Origin of the sequence: Nonomuraea sp. NPDC059007 (assembly GCF_042740555.1) — a bacterium.
GTDB lineage: Bacteria > Actinomycetota > Actinomycetes > Streptosporangiales > Streptosporangiaceae > Nonomuraea.
The window spans coordinates 316,935-330,140 of the sequence record NZ_JBHYJD010000010.1; the positions used below are offsets into that span (position 1 = coordinate 316,935).

At 71.0% G+C, this 13,206-nt stretch carries 10 protein-coding genes; 6 read left to right on the forward strand and 4 right to left on the reverse strand.

Annotated features, from left to right (window positions below; translation table 11 throughout):
• Nucleotides 1-7 precede the first annotated feature (7 nt).
• From ACFWY5_RS19645 to ACFWY5_RS19660, 4 genes are all read right to left on the reverse strand, one after another.
• Nucleotides 8-817, reverse strand: coding sequence for an MlaE family ABC transporter permease (locus ACFWY5_RS19645; protein WP_379613487.1), 810 nt, complete (start codon nucleotides 815-817; stop codon nucleotides 8-10).
• Nucleotides 817-1,587 carry an MlaE family ABC transporter permease gene (locus ACFWY5_RS19650; protein ID WP_379613490.1) on the reverse strand — a complete coding sequence of 257 codons (771 nt, stop codon included), beginning with the start codon at nucleotides 1,585-1,587 and terminating at the stop codon, nucleotides 817-819. Before ACFWY5_RS19650 ends, ACFWY5_RS19645 begins: the two co-directional genes overlap by 1 nt.
• A 3-nt stretch (nucleotides 1,588-1,590) precedes the next feature.
• Nucleotides 1,591-2,556, reverse strand: coding sequence for an ABC transporter ATP-binding protein (locus ACFWY5_RS19655; RefSeq protein WP_379613492.1), 966 nt, complete (start codon nucleotides 2,554-2,556; stop codon nucleotides 1,591-1,593).
• A 260-nt stretch (nucleotides 2,557-2,816) separates the two neighbouring features.
• Nucleotides 2,817-4,211 (reverse strand): hypothetical protein, encoded by a 1,395-nt coding sequence (locus ACFWY5_RS19660; protein WP_379633442.1) that lies wholly within the window; start codon nucleotides 4,209-4,211, stop codon nucleotides 2,817-2,819.
• Nucleotides 4,212-4,470: 259 nt separating this feature from the next.
• Here ACFWY5_RS19660 and ACFWY5_RS19665 point away from each other — a divergent pair, with 259 nt between their 5' ends.
• From ACFWY5_RS19665 to ACFWY5_RS19690, 6 genes are all read left to right on the forward strand, one after another.
• Nucleotides 4,471-5,226, forward strand: a complete 756-nt coding sequence (locus ACFWY5_RS19665; protein WP_379613496.1) for a hypothetical protein — start codon at nucleotides 4,471-4,473, stop codon at nucleotides 5,224-5,226.
• Between the two features lie 8 nt (nucleotides 5,227-5,234).
• Complete coding sequence (locus tag ACFWY5_RS19670; protein ID WP_379633444.1) at nucleotides 5,235-5,993, forward strand: hypothetical protein; 759 nt, start codon at nucleotides 5,235-5,237, stop codon at nucleotides 5,991-5,993.
• Between the two features lie 104 nt (nucleotides 5,994-6,097).
• A complete protein-coding gene (locus tag ACFWY5_RS19675) occupies nucleotides 6,098-7,282 on the forward strand; it encodes a helix-turn-helix domain-containing protein (protein WP_379613500.1) in 1,185 nt (394 codons plus the stop codon).
• Nucleotides 7,283-7,377: 95 nt separating this feature from the next.
• Complete coding sequence (locus tag ACFWY5_RS19680; RefSeq protein ID WP_379613503.1) at nucleotides 7,378-8,577, forward strand: hypothetical protein; 1,200 nt, start codon at nucleotides 7,378-7,380, stop codon at nucleotides 8,575-8,577.
• A 167-nt stretch (nucleotides 8,578-8,744) separates the two neighbouring features.
• Nucleotides 8,745-9,926 carry a hypothetical protein gene (locus ACFWY5_RS19685; protein ID WP_379633446.1) on the forward strand — a complete coding sequence of 394 codons (1,182 nt, stop codon included), beginning with the start codon at nucleotides 8,745-8,747 and terminating at the stop codon, nucleotides 9,924-9,926.
• Nucleotides 9,927-10,143: 217 nt separating this feature from the next.
• Entirely contained in the window at nucleotides 10,144-13,179 is a 3,036-nt protein-coding gene (locus ACFWY5_RS19690; RefSeq protein ID WP_379633448.1) for a chromosome partitioning protein ParA, read from the forward strand.
• Nucleotides 13,180-13,206: the final 27 nt, after the last annotated feature.

Below are 13,206 nucleotides of genomic sequence, written 5' to 3' on the forward strand. Positions count from 1 at the left end.
GCGCTCCTCATCCGGTGATCTTCACGGTCGTGGTGGCGCCCCAGATGGCCAGGCTGAGGAAGAAGTCGGTGACGCTGATCAGCACGATCGAGGCCCGTACGGCCCGGCCGACCGCCACGCCCACCCCGGCGGGCCCGCCGGCGGCGCGGTAGCCGTAATAGCAGTGGGCCAGGATCACCATGACGCTGAAGATCAGCACCTTGAGGAAGGAGAGCAGGACGTCCGTCGGCGACAGGAACACGCCGAAGTAGTGGTCGTAGGTGCCTTCCGACTGCTGGTTGACCCAGATGGTGACCATGCGCGAGGACAGGTAGGAGCTGATCAGGCCGATGCCGTACAGGGGGATGATCGCGACGGTTCCGGCCACGATCCTGGTGGAGACCAGGTACGGCAGGCTCGGGATGCCCATCCCCTCCAGGGCGTCGACCTCCTCGTTGATGCGCATGGCGCCGAGTTGCGCGGTGAAGCCGGCGCCGATCGTGGCCGACAGGGCCAGGCCGGAGACGATGGGCGCGATCTCGCGGGTGTTGAAGTAGGCGGAGACGAAGCCGGTGAAGGAGGCGGTGCCGATCTGGTCGAGGGCGGCGTACCCCTGCAGACCGACGACGACGCCGGTGAACAGGGTCATGGCGACCATCACGCCGATGGTGCCGCCGATGACGGCCAGGCCGCCGCTGCCGAAGGCGACCTCGGCCAGCAGGCGCAGGATCTCCCTGAAGTAGCGGGTGAGCGCGGCCGGGATCCAGAGCAGCGCCCGGACGTAGACGCCGAGCTGGTCGCCGAGTTCGTCCAGCCAGGTGAGGACTCTGGTGTGCATCAGCCCACCTTCGAGGGGACGACCTGCAGGTAGATCGCCGTGAGCACGAGGTTCACGAAGAACAGCAGGAGGAAGGTGATGACGACGGACTGGTTGACCGCGTCGCCGACGCCCTTGGGCCCGCCGGCCGGGTTGAGCCCCCGGTAGGCGGCCACGACGCCGGCGATGAAGCCGAAGAGCAGCGCCTTGAACTCGCTGATGTACAGGTCGGGCAGCTGGGCCAGCGCGGAGAAGCTGGCCAGGTAGGCGCCGGGCGTACCGCCCTGCATGACGACGTTGAAGTAGTAGCCGCCCGCGACGCCGACGACCGAGACGAGGCCGTTGAGCAGCACCGCGACGCCCATGGCCGCCAGCACCCTGGGCACCACCAGCCGCTGGACGGGGTTGACGCTCATGACCTCCATGGCGGCCATCTCGTCGCGGATCGTGCGGGCGCCGAGGTCGGCGCAGATGGCCGAGCCGGCCGCGCCGGACACCAGCAGCGCCACGATCATCGGGCTGATCTGCTGGAGCATGCCGAGCACGCTGGCGGCTCCGGTGAACGACTGGGCGCCGATCTGCTGGGCCAGCGAGCCGACCTGCAGGGAGATGACCGCGCCGATCGGGATCGACACCAGCGCGGCGGGCAGGATCGTGACGCTGGTGATGAACCAGAACTGCTGGATGAACTCCGCGAACTGGAACGGCCGCCGGAACATCAGCCCCAGCACGGACCCGCCCAGGGCGAACATCCTGCCCGTCTGGCGTAAGCCGCCGGTGATCGAGGCCATCGTCTACTCCTTCACACCGGGCAGGTGCCGGGAGACGATCGCGTCCCTGGCGGCGGGGGCGAGTTCGGGCAGCATGCGCATGACCCGGTCCATGCGCCGCCAGACGGCCTGGCGCGGGGGCAGCCCCGGCGTGGGGGCGAGCTGCTCGGGGATCGTCTTCCCGCCGCCGTACGGCACGGCGCTCTCCATGGCCCGCAGGGCGGCGTCCTTCTCCTCCGACATGCCGATGGGCCCGCGGACGTCTCCTTTGAGAAACTGCCGGACGACCTCGTCGTCGCTGGTCAGCAGGACCTCGCGGGGGCCGAAGGTGACCAGTTCGCGGCGGTAGAGCATGCCCAGGTTGTCCGGGACGGTCGAGGCGATGTCGATGTTGTGGGTGACGATCAGCATCGTGGTGTCGAACTGGGCGTTGAGGTCGATGAGCACCTGCGACAGGAACGCGGTGCGGACCGGGTCGAGGCCCGAGTCGGGCTCGTCGCACAGGATGATCTCGGGCTCCAGCACCAGCGCCCTGGCCAGGCCAGCGCGCTTGCGCATACCGCCGGAGATCTCGCCGGGCAGCTTCTTCCCGTCGCCGGCCAGGCCCACCATCTCCATGCTGTCCAGGACGATCCCGCGGATCTGCGCCTCGCTCTTCCTGGTGTGCTCGCGCAGCGGGAAGGCGATGTTGTCGTAGAGGTTCATGGAGCCGAACAGGGCGCCGTCCTGGAACATCAGGCCGAAGAGCTTGCGGGTCTCGTAGACCTGGCGGTCCGGGGAGTTGATCATGTCGACGCCGTTGACCACGACCTTCCCCCTTTCCGGCTTGATCAGGCCGATCAGGGATTTGAGAAACACCGTTTTACCGGTGCCTGAAGGACCGAGCATGACGCTGATTTCCCCGGCGGGGAGAATCAGCGAGACGTCTTCCCAAATGGTCTGCGCGCCGAAGGACTTCGACAGTCCCTGGACCACCACTTCGATTCCCATTACCTCGCCTGATCGGTCGCGGCATTGCGTGCGGGCAAGCTACTCATCGCGACGATCGAGAGGCAAGTGACTAAAGACACGATTCCGCATCGGTCAGGTCGTCTGTCAACGCCTGATTGTTTTTGATTCGCCTTTTGTCATCGGGTGCGGGTTTTCCTGGAGAACCTGATCCGCGTTTTGCCGCACCGCGCGCACGCCTGCGTCACCACCAGGCCGATCCGTTCGATCTCGACCCAGTGGCGATGGAGGTGCATGGGGGTTCAGCCCTTCCGCGAGCCCGCCTTCTTACCGTTGATGGTTACCTCGGGCGGGCACTGGGCGGAAGGGGCGCCGGCCGTTCCGCACAGGGCGCCCTGGTTGACCTGGATCTCGTTGGCCTTGCCGGAGACCGAGGCGGTCAGCAGGCGGCTGATGTCCTCGCCGACGCCGCAGCCGGCGAACGGCGGGATCTCCACCAGCCCGCGCAGCACGCCGCCGACCAGGAGGTTGTCCTGGTAGGGCGGGTCGTACATCTCGCCGCCCCTGAGTTTGAGATCGATCGGCCTGGCCGTCCCGCACCTCGGGCCGACGTCGATGGGCCGGCCGTTCACGCTGGCCTTGAGCACACGCATGGTGACGCGCGCGTTGACCGCCACCGCCAGGTCGTCTGAGCCGTCGGAGGTGGAGGAGTCGATGAGGTGCACGTTGGCCACGCCCACCTGGGTGAGCTCCACCGTCGTGGTGGTCGGCACGAAGCCGAAGGTCAGGACGGTGCCGGTGGCGCGGACCGGCTGGTTCTCGCCGACGTAGTCCTGGCGCTGCCACGGCACCGTGCCCGGCGGCGGGTCCCTCGGCACGAACCATCGGAAGCCGCTGAGGCTCTTCACCGCCGACAGCGACTCGACCGAGACGCCGGCGTCGAGCTTCTTGATGTTGGAGAAGCCCTTGAGCTTGGCGCAGCCCATGGCGGGCGGGATGGGCCCCGGCACCGCGGTCGGCGGCACCTCTGGCACCTCGAAGTCGGGGTTGAGCACGGTGGCGGCCGGGTTCGGCGGGCAGTCCTCGCCGGTCTTCGGGCCGCGGAAGACCACCTTGGCCTGCACGGTCTCGGTCTCCGGCGTACAGGTCGCGGTCTTGGCGCCGCCGGCGGGCGGGGTCAGGATCATGGTCAGCGCCGAGGCGGTGAACGTCGCGACGCCGGGGACGGCCGCCTTGAACGCGTCGCCGCGCTGGCCGGCGGTCCAGGTGGCGGCGGTCAGCCGTACCTCGCCGGAGGCGGCGACCGGGCTCTTCGCCGGGCTGCGCACCTGCCGCCAGGCGAGCACGCGCGGCTCCGGGCTCTCGCCCTCGTCCGCCTCGAAAGCCGCGCCGACCTTGGGGGTGATGGTGGCGCTCAGCGAGTCCACCGGCTGGTCGGAGAGGTCGGCGAGGATCGAGCGGGGCATGACGATCTTCATGCTGAGGCGTCCGGGGCGCACGTCCACGCCCACGGCCTCGGGGCTCTTCATCGTGACCGTCAGGCGGATCCTGATCCGGTGGTTCGTGGCCGAGTCGCCGACCTTGCACCCGTACACGGTGTCCGACACGGGGCCCCGCGTCCCGGTGGCGGCGCTTCCCCCGGACCCGAACATGGTCGCGAGAATTCCGGCGGCGATCCACGGCGCGGCTGAGCGCATGGCAGTCCCTTCAGCGGTGTCCGCGGCACGGTAGGGCACAACGCATTCGCTTTTCAAGCCTTTGTCATCGGCTGACAAACGGGCCGGGCGGCTTTGTCAGCGGATGAGCACACACCGCTTGGCAGCCGGTGACTAATTCACCGCGCATTGTTTGTCACTGGCTGAGCAATACATATTTCAGGGATTCGAATTGTTGACGCCAGAACTCTCTTCTGTTTCTGTGACGTTCGTCACCACTCACCTTTCATGGAGGCACACGATGAAATCCATCGCACGGGTGTCAGCGCCATTAGCCGCCGCTGCCGTCGCGCTGATTCTGCTGCCCGGCACGGCGGTGGCGGCCGAGTCCACCCCCGTCATCCGCGCCGGTACGGCCACCGCGGCCGCGTACTCCGGGAAGATCCAGGCCCTGAGCTTCGGCGAGGTGTACTTCTCCGGCAACGCCCCCTTCATCGGCCTCGTGGACACCACGTGCCAGTACGCCCAGTTGCGCGGCGGCGTCAACTCCGACGGCACCGGCGGCTACGTCAACTACGTCCAGATCGACAACAACGGCTCCGGCGGCGCCTGCCCGAACAACCAGGGCGGCACCACCACCATCACCACCGTGAACACCAACGGCAGCGGCACGATCTACTACGACGACGATCACCTCAACAACCGCGACACCTTCCTCAAGCTGCCCGGCAACCAGCCCGGCGTGAAGATCAAGGCCGTGATCGAGATGCCGGCCGTCACCACCGAGCCGCAGACCTGCTACTACGGCCTCACCGCCGACACGCCCACCCTGGAGATCGACCTCTACAACCCGGACAACCCCAACCGTCCCGACCCGTCGCTGGCCCAGGCCCAGGGCAGCGCACAGGGGCAGCAGTTCTACCTGATGCCGACCGAGACCAACGACGTGTACTGCCCCGAGGCCGCCGCGGCCTTCGCCAACGTGGTGGTCAAGGGCGAGTCCGTGCCCAACTCCGGCACCTACGACCAGAAGCTTTACGCGACCAAGGCCCCGTGAGGAATCCCGTGAAGGTCGCCAAAGCCGCCCTGGCCGCGCTGCTCATGTTGGGGACGCCCGCCGCGATGGCCGCCCCCGCCCAGGCCGAGGACATCCCCGCGTTCGACTTCGCCGACTGCCCCGACCTGCCCGACCGCGCCGACCCGCGGTTCTGGACGTGCAACGTGATCATCGTCAACGGCGGGAAGTTCGTGCTCGGCAAGTTCGACCAGGTCATCAACAAGCCGATGAAGATCACCTACGCCACGGGCCTCGACCCCGACACCCGCAAGCAGGTCACCGTCTTCGGCCGGCTGCGCGCCGAGCGCATGACGGTCAGGAAGGGCATCTTCGGGGACCCCATCCTGACCGCCGTCTACGCCGAACCCCAGTACGCGGGCTCGTTCGACGTCGTGCCCGGCCCGATATGGAAGATGGCGCTGAAGGTCCGCATCATCAACCCGGTCCTCGGCCACAACTGCCGGCTCGGCTCCGACAGGAACCCCCTCCGGCTGAACCTCATCCTCGGCACGACCAGCCCGCCACCGCCCAACACGCCCATCTCCGGCGTGAAGCCGGTCCTGGTGTCCACGAACCCGCCGATCCAGAAGGCCACGATCGTGGACAACGCCTTCGCGGTGCCCGGCGCGGAGAGCTGCGGACTCGGCCTGGGCCTGCTGAACGCGGTCGTGAACTCCCAGGCTGGGACCCCTGCCGCCGCCGGTCGCAACACCGCGATCTTCCAGCAGTACGGATCCTTCAAGAAGTACACCGACATCGTGCCCTGACCGGTTCGATGATCAAGGAAGTGCCTGGTCTCTTGTCGGAGGCCGGGCTCTTCCCTATGTTCGTTGTGTCACATGTCACAAGGCGGATGAGGGAGGTGTGACTGTTGACGCAAACCGTTGAACAGGGTGACTTACCCGGCCCCATCCCGCCGCACTTCGCCGAGATCATGTGGCCGGAGGTGCCCAGCATCGTGGACGAGGTCCTCCTGGCGATCGGCGAGTCGATCCCCGAGTTCGCCCACCGCACCACCGGAAAGCACGGCCAGCTGCTGAGACGCGGCGTCGACTGCATCCTCACCTCGTTCATCCAGCGGGTCGCCGACCCCAGTGCCTCCTTCGAGGCCCGCGACGCCGTCTGCCGCCAGCTCGGCCGCTTCGAAGCCCGCGAGGGCCGCAGCCTCGACAGCCTCCAGGCCGCCTACCGGCTCGGCCTGCGCCTGGTCTGGCGGCGCAGCGTCGAGGTCGGCAACCGGCACGGCGTCGACCCCTCGCTCGTGGCCACGATGGGCGACTCGATCATCGCCTTCATCGGCGACCTCGCCGAGCAGTCCGTACGCGGCCACCAGGAAGAGCTGGCCCGGGCCAGCAAGGACCTGCGTGAACGCCGGGCCAGGCTGCTGCGCCACATACTCGACGGGGGCGGGGCCGTACCCGAGCGTGCCGCCCGCGCCGCCTGGACGCCCGCCGAGCAGATCACGCTGGTCGCGCTGCGGGCCGGCGCCACCGACCCCGGCGGCCCGCTCGAACCCGGCGTCCTGGCCGACTGGGCCAGCGCCGAGCCCTGCCTGCTGTATCCGGGCGAGATCGCCGGCGAGCGGCTGCGGCGCCTGGAATCCCTGCTGAGCGGCATGTCCGCCGTCATCTCCGTCACCGTGCCGCTGGCCGCCGCGCCCTCGGCCATGCGGTGGGCGCGGCGCGTCTTCGCCCTGGCCGACGAGGGGATCATCGCGGGCGCGCCGCTGCTGCGCTGCGAGGACCACCTGGTCACGCTGTGGCTGCTGGCCGACCACGAGCTCACCGAGCAGATAGCGCGCCGCGAGTTCACGGCGCTCGGCTCGTTCACGACCGGACGGCGCGAACGGCTGCTGGAGACGCTCGGCGTGTGGCTGGCCACCCGCGGCACCGCGGCCGACATCGGCGAGCAGCTCAAGGTACATCCGCAGACCGTGCGCTACCGGATGCGGCAGCTGGAGAGCGCACTCGGCGACGCCCTGACCGAGCCGGACCGGCGCTTCGCCATCGACCTGGTCCTGCGGGCGCGCGCCGCGAAAGGCTCGTTCGGCATCTGACGCGTGGCGTCGCGCGGGCTTCGGCTTCGGTGTCTTCGGTACGGCGCGCCGCGTCCGGTGCCAGAGTGTCGGTGCGAAGCCGTACCTTAGTTCGCGTGCCTGAGCAGCCCCTGACCCTCGACGCCGCGCTCTCCGAGGAGGCGGTGCTGTCGACCTACCGCCGGATGTTCGCCGCGCTGGCCCGCGACAGCGGGGCCGTGGTCGACGACCCGGCCCTGGTCGACATCGCCGAGACGCTGTTCGGCGCGTTCGCCGAGGCGGGCGAGGAGTGGCTGACGCACGAGCAGATGCGCCATGTGTGCCGCGCCTATCCGGCCGATCAGTTCGACAACCGGCTGCGGGTGCTCAAGGGGCTGGGCGCCGTCCGCGAGGTCTTCCCCAAACCCAACCAGCTGCGCTATCGGGCCTCGTTCACCAGCGTGGTCGGGCTGATGTTCATCCGCCGCATGATGGACGACGGCGGCCAGTCCGAGATGCACCGCCTGCTGGCACTCGAAGACCTCAACGTCGCCGACCCGCGCACCACCATGGAGGAGGCCAGGCAGAGCGCCGCCAACCTCGCGCGCGCCTTCCGCCTGTGGGCCCTGGAGCTGATCACCCTCACCACCGGCACCATCGAGGAACTGCGCGAGCAGGCGCCCAAACTCTGGGGCACCGAGGAGATCGCCCGCCGCGCGCAGAGCCTGCACGGCACCATCCTCACCCGCTGGCCCGATCTCGACCGCACCTGCACCGACCTGCGCGCCGCCATCTACTCCTACAGCGACGCCAGCCGCCGCGCCGCCGGGCGCCTGGCCGACTCCGCCGGCACCACCCGCAACCTGACGCTGCTGCCCACCGAAACGTGGCGCACGTTCTCCCAGACCGCCTCCCGCGAACGCCTGGCCGCCGTCCTCGACGGGTTCGTCTTCGACGCGCCCGCGCCGTGGCACGACCCGGCCGCGATCGCCCGCGCCGTCGACGAGGCCCCGCGCCCGGTGCCCGCCCAGCCCACTCCACCACGCTCCGACCTGCCCGACCCCGGCCCCGCCGACTCCCTCGACGGCCCGGCCGACGCCGTCGTCCAACGGCTGACGGAGGTCGCCGAGTCCCTCCTGGCCGGGGCCGCCCGCGTCCGCCTGGCCGACGCGGTCGGCGCCGACTGGTCCTCGGTACGCCGCCTGCTGGCCGACCTCACCAGCATCGACCTGCGCCCCGAGCTGCCCTACCGCCTGACCTGGTCCGACGAGCTCTCGGTCGACCCGGACCGCGAACCCGCCTGGCTCTCGCACGGCTTCCTGGAGCGCACCCCATGACAACAGACAGCGTCACACCTTCGACCGGAGCAGGGCCCGTGAGCGCCAACCCGCAGGCCAAGGCGGGGCAGGCGAGCGAGGCACCGCAGCCGGAGGCAGCGCCCACGAGCGGCGCACGGCAAGCGGCGGCAGGGCGCGTGAGTGGCGGGTCCGCGGCGGTGGCGCATGTGCGGGCTCGCTCTGGCGGGCCGCTGCGGCTCGGGGCCGGGGCTCCGGCGCCGGTGGGCATGGTGCGGCTGACGCACCACGACACCACCGGGCTGGCGGTGCCCGTCTGGCCGGACGGGGCGACGCCGTCCCTGCTGGAGGAGCATCAGGTGGCGCCGATGCCGGTCGAGCGGGCCGGTGAGGCGCGCCGCGTGCTGGCGGCCTGCCTGAAGTGCTGCTGGAACGACCTGGCCGCCGACCCGTGGCCGGGCGTCGCGGCCCCGGCCGAGCAGGTGCTCGACACCTACCGGGCGCTGATCGGACGTTCCGACGACCTGATGCGCAACTGGGCCGTCGGCGCGCTGCGCCGCCTGCACGACTCCTCGTGGATCGTCCTTTCCGATGGCGTGGTACGTCTGGGACCCCGCTGCGCCCTCTGGCCGGTCGAATCGTTCGCCCAGCTCAAGGAACTCGTCCGCAGGCTGCCCGAGCCGGAGCGCGATGAGCTGACCGTGGTCGCCGACGAGGACCTGGTGGCCGGAACGCCCGCCGCCGAGCCGGGCGGGGTGGTCGAGGGCGGGGAGGCCGAGTTCGACGACCTGCTGTCCAGCTATGACGAACGACGCAGAGCCGAGCTGGTCGGCGCCTACATGGTGCTGGAGCATGCGGCGGAACCGGTCCAGGAGGCCAGGTTCGCCGCGTTGCGCGACCCCGCCATGCGGCACACGCTGGGCGAGATGCTGGGGCGGCGCGGCCGTACCCTCATCCAGCAGCACGAGCGCTGGACCTCCGGCTACGACGACACGACGGCGGCCGAGGCGGCGCGGGCCGAGGGCGGGCTGGGCGAGAGCGAGCGGGCGGTGCTGACGCTGGTGCTGGTGCACTCGGTGGCGATCCCGCGCGCGGAGGGGGCACTGCCCGAGGACACGTGGCTGTCGCCGTTCCCGACGCCGGTGGACGAGCTGCGCCGCCACACCCAGCTCCCGATCGGCGAGCTGGAGTCGGCGCTGCGCGCGTTGCGGCACGCCGGGCTGCTGGGGCAGGTGAAGGCCGGTGAGGAGGCGGGCGGGTACGTGCCGGGCCCCCAGTTCCACCGGCTCACGCCGTCGGCCAGGCGGCGGCTGCAGGAGGAGCTGATCCTGGCGGCCGGGCCGCACACGCCGCTGGCGGGAGCCGTACGGGCAAGAAGGTCCGCGTCATGACCGCGAACGCGCATCGCCCCGCAAACGCGCGCCACCACCCGGGCGAACCCCGCCACACGGACGCGCGCCGCCACGCGGACGCGCGTCGCCAAGCGGATGCGCGTCGCCGCGCGGGTAGGCAGCGCCGTGTGAGCGGGCATCGCCACGTGGGTTGGGGTGTGGGTGGGTTGGGTTGGGTTGGCTTTTGGATGAATCTCGGGGGTTGAGGGTGTCGCAGGTGGAGAACGTCGTCGGGGACCGGGTCCTGATCGCTGTGCAGGCGGTCAACATCTCCCGGCTTTCGACGCACCCCGTGCCGACCGTGCCGGGGACGCTGATCGTGGTGGCGGGGGCCGGGCCGAAGGATTCCAACGGGGCGGGCAAGTCTTCGTTCATCGCCTCGATCACGGCGTTGCTCGGCGATGAGCAGTGGCGGTTCGCCTCGGGGGCGAAGGCGGTGTCGGAGCTGCTGTTCAATGCCGAGCTGGCCAGCGGGGCGGGCGGCAAGCAGTGGGCCAGCGCCGACCACGGCTACATCGTCGGCGTCTTCGGCCCGCCCGGGGCCGACGCCGATCTCGCCGCGCTCGACCCCGGCGCGCCTGCCGCCGACGACGACGAGGGCGTCTCGGGTGAGCTGATCTCGGCGGAGATGGAGACCGGGGAACTGTTCCAGGTGCCGACCGGGGGCGCGGTGACGGTGTGGCTGCGGGTCAACCAGGAGGCGCCGCACCTGGAGGTCCGCTGGCGGGAAGGGGTGCACCTGGCCGCGGCCGCGTCCGAGGCGGAGCGGGTGGCCAGGGCCGACGACATGTGGAACGCGCTGCCGAAGTCGGCCGGACGCCGCGACGTGGTGGCCCGCGACCTCACCAAGGTCCTTTACGGCGACCGGGTGCGCTGTGTGTCGTTCCTGTCGACGTCGGTGCGGAGCAAGGTCGCGACGAACCTGCTGTCGCAGCCGCTCAACGAGATCACCCCCGAGCGCGTCTTCGAGGCGATCGCCGCCCTCACCGGCCTGGACACCGAGCTGGAACAGGAGCGCGAGGCCCGGCGCGACGAGCACGCCAAGCGGGTGCGCGCGGCCCAGGCGGGCGAACGGCTGGCCGAGTTCGAGGCCGAGTCGAAGGCGTTGCTGACCACGTTCGACCGCAGGGACCAGGCCCGGGTACGGCTCGCCGAGGCGCTGCGCTGCTGGCGGGGCCGCCAGGCCAGGAAGCTGGCCGACGCCGCGGCCAAGGACGAACTGCTGGCGGCGGAGTCGGCCCGGCACCAGGAGGCGGCCGAGAAGGCCATAACAGCCATCTCGATGGTCAAGGCGGAGATCGCGACGCTCAAGGACGACACGCTCGACAGGAAGGTGGGCGAGGCGCGCAAGGAGCTGGCCGCGCTGCAGGCCAGGGCGGCCAAGCTCGACGCCGACCGGGCGGTCGCCGCCAACTCCGCCGACGAGCTGCGCGGTCAGATCCCGGCGCTGGAGGAGACGCGGCGCTTCGCCGACGGCAGGGACGTTCCGGCCGCCGAGCGGGAGGTGGGCGAGGCCAGACTGCGGCTGAACGAGGCGCTGAAGGGCCTGGGCGTCGCCGACCGCGAGGTGGCCTCCGCCCAGGCGGCGCTGGACGACGCCGAAGGCGGCCCGGCGGCGGCCCAGCTCAACGCCCTGTCGGCCGCCGGTCTCGACGCCACCGGCCTGCTCGACGCCCTAGACGTCGCCGAGCAGGCGCGCGACCACGCCCACGACCCGGGGCCTGAGGGGCTGGTTCTGGCCGGTTTGCGCGGGTGGCCGAACGAGCACGCGGTGATCGTGGACGCCGACCGGCTGGAGGCCGCGGCTGCCGCGCTGGCGGGGCTGCCGGGGTCGGTGCTGGTCTCCTCGGCCGGGGTGAGCGTGGTCGGCGCCTTCGACGGGGTCGCCACCGGGCGCGAGGCGCGGATCAAGGCCGCCGAGCATCGGCTCAACCGGGCCAAGGACACGCAGGAGTCGGCGACGCAGGCCGTACACGATGCCGAGGGGTCGGTGGCGCAGGCGCAGCGGCGACTCGAAGGCGCCAGGGCGGCGGTGCGGCTGGCCGAGATCGAGGCGCGGCTGGCCGAACGGCGCGCCAAGCTGGCCGAACTCACGGCTGCGGTCGAGGAGGTCACGCCGAAGGTGGCCGAGACCGAGCGGCTGGCCGGATCGCTCGACTTCCGCGCGCGCACCCGCGACATGGAGATCGAGCGGATGGAGGGGCGCAGGCAGCGGCACGAGGGCGAGCGCGACCAGGCGAACGAGCAGGACCGGCGGGTGGCCGCCGACCGCGAGGCGCTGAAACTCGGCGCGCTGGCCGCCGACTGGGGCGGCACCGCCGACGGCGCGCGCGAGTGGATCGAGGCGCTGCCGGAGGAGGAGCGCCCGCGCGGCGCCGACGAGTGGTGGCGGATGGCCGAGCGCCACTTCGACCAGGCGCAGCGGGACACGTTCCCGGAGGAGGACGCCGAGGTCCCGGAGGAGCTGGCCTTCCTGCTGGCCGAACGGGCGGGCAGCACGGCGCGCGAGCAGGCGACGTTCGCCGCAGTGTGCGGCGCGCTGGCCTCCTACCTGCGCGGGCAGGAGGAGTACGAGAAGCACCAGCGCCGCCAGATCGAGGCGCAGGTCGACTCCCGGCAGCGCGACCTGGCCGCGGCCGACAAGGGCGCGGAGGAGGCGGCGCAGTCGACGGCCGTGCACCGGGCGGCGCTGACGGCGGCGATCAAGGCGCGGCTGACGCGGGTGGCGGAGGAGTTCGACAAGCTCGACACCGGCTACGGCGGTTACGGGGCGACGCTGGAGTTCCCGGTGCCGCCGCCGCCCGCCGACCCGGAGCAGCGCTGGCAGTGGCGGGTCACGCCGAAGTGGCGGCGGGGCGACGGGCAGGGGTTCGTGCCGTACAACCGGCGGGCCAACACCGCGCTCATGGACGAGAAGGCGGTCAAGCTGGTGTGCGCGGCGGCGATCGCCTCCTCCGGGGGCGGGCACCTGTGCCTGGTGCTCGACGAGCTCGGCCGCAACCTGGGCAAGGAACACCGGCGGGAGGCGGTGGCGCTGTTCCGGCGGATCGGCGAGACGTACGGGATCACGGTGATCGGCGCGCTTCAGGATGACATGGAGCCTTATGCGATCGACGCGTGCGGGCAGTACATCAAGCTGCGGCGGTCGTCGGACGCCATGCCCTACAACGAACCGCCGGTGATCATCGGGCACGACCAGCACGCGGAACGCGTGCGCGCGCTCGCCTCCTACGTGGAGCGGCCCGCCTCATAAAGATCCGGCGGCCCCACGGTGTGGCGG

Bases quoted from the DNA above. Each gene is read 5' to 3' on its own strand.
- ACFWY5_RS19665 (WP_379613496.1), top strand. From the start codon at position 4,471: ATGAAATCCATCGCACGGGTGTCAGCGCCATTAGCCGCCGCTGCCGTC.
- ACFWY5_RS19650 (WP_379613490.1), bottom strand. From the start codon at position 1,587: ATGGCCTCGATCACCGGCGGCTTACGCCAGACGGGCAGGATGTTCGCC.
- ACFWY5_RS19645 (WP_379613487.1), bottom strand. From the start codon at position 817: ATGCACACCAGAGTCCTCACCTGGCTGGACGAACTCGGCGACCAGCTC.
- ACFWY5_RS19655 (WP_379613492.1), bottom strand. From the start codon at position 2,556: ATGGGAATCGAAGTGGTGGTCCAGGGACTGTCGAAGTCCTTCGGCGCG.
- ACFWY5_RS19660 (WP_379633442.1), bottom strand. From the start codon at position 4,211: ATGCGCTCAGCCGCGCCGTGGATCGCCGCCGGAATTCTCGCGACCATG.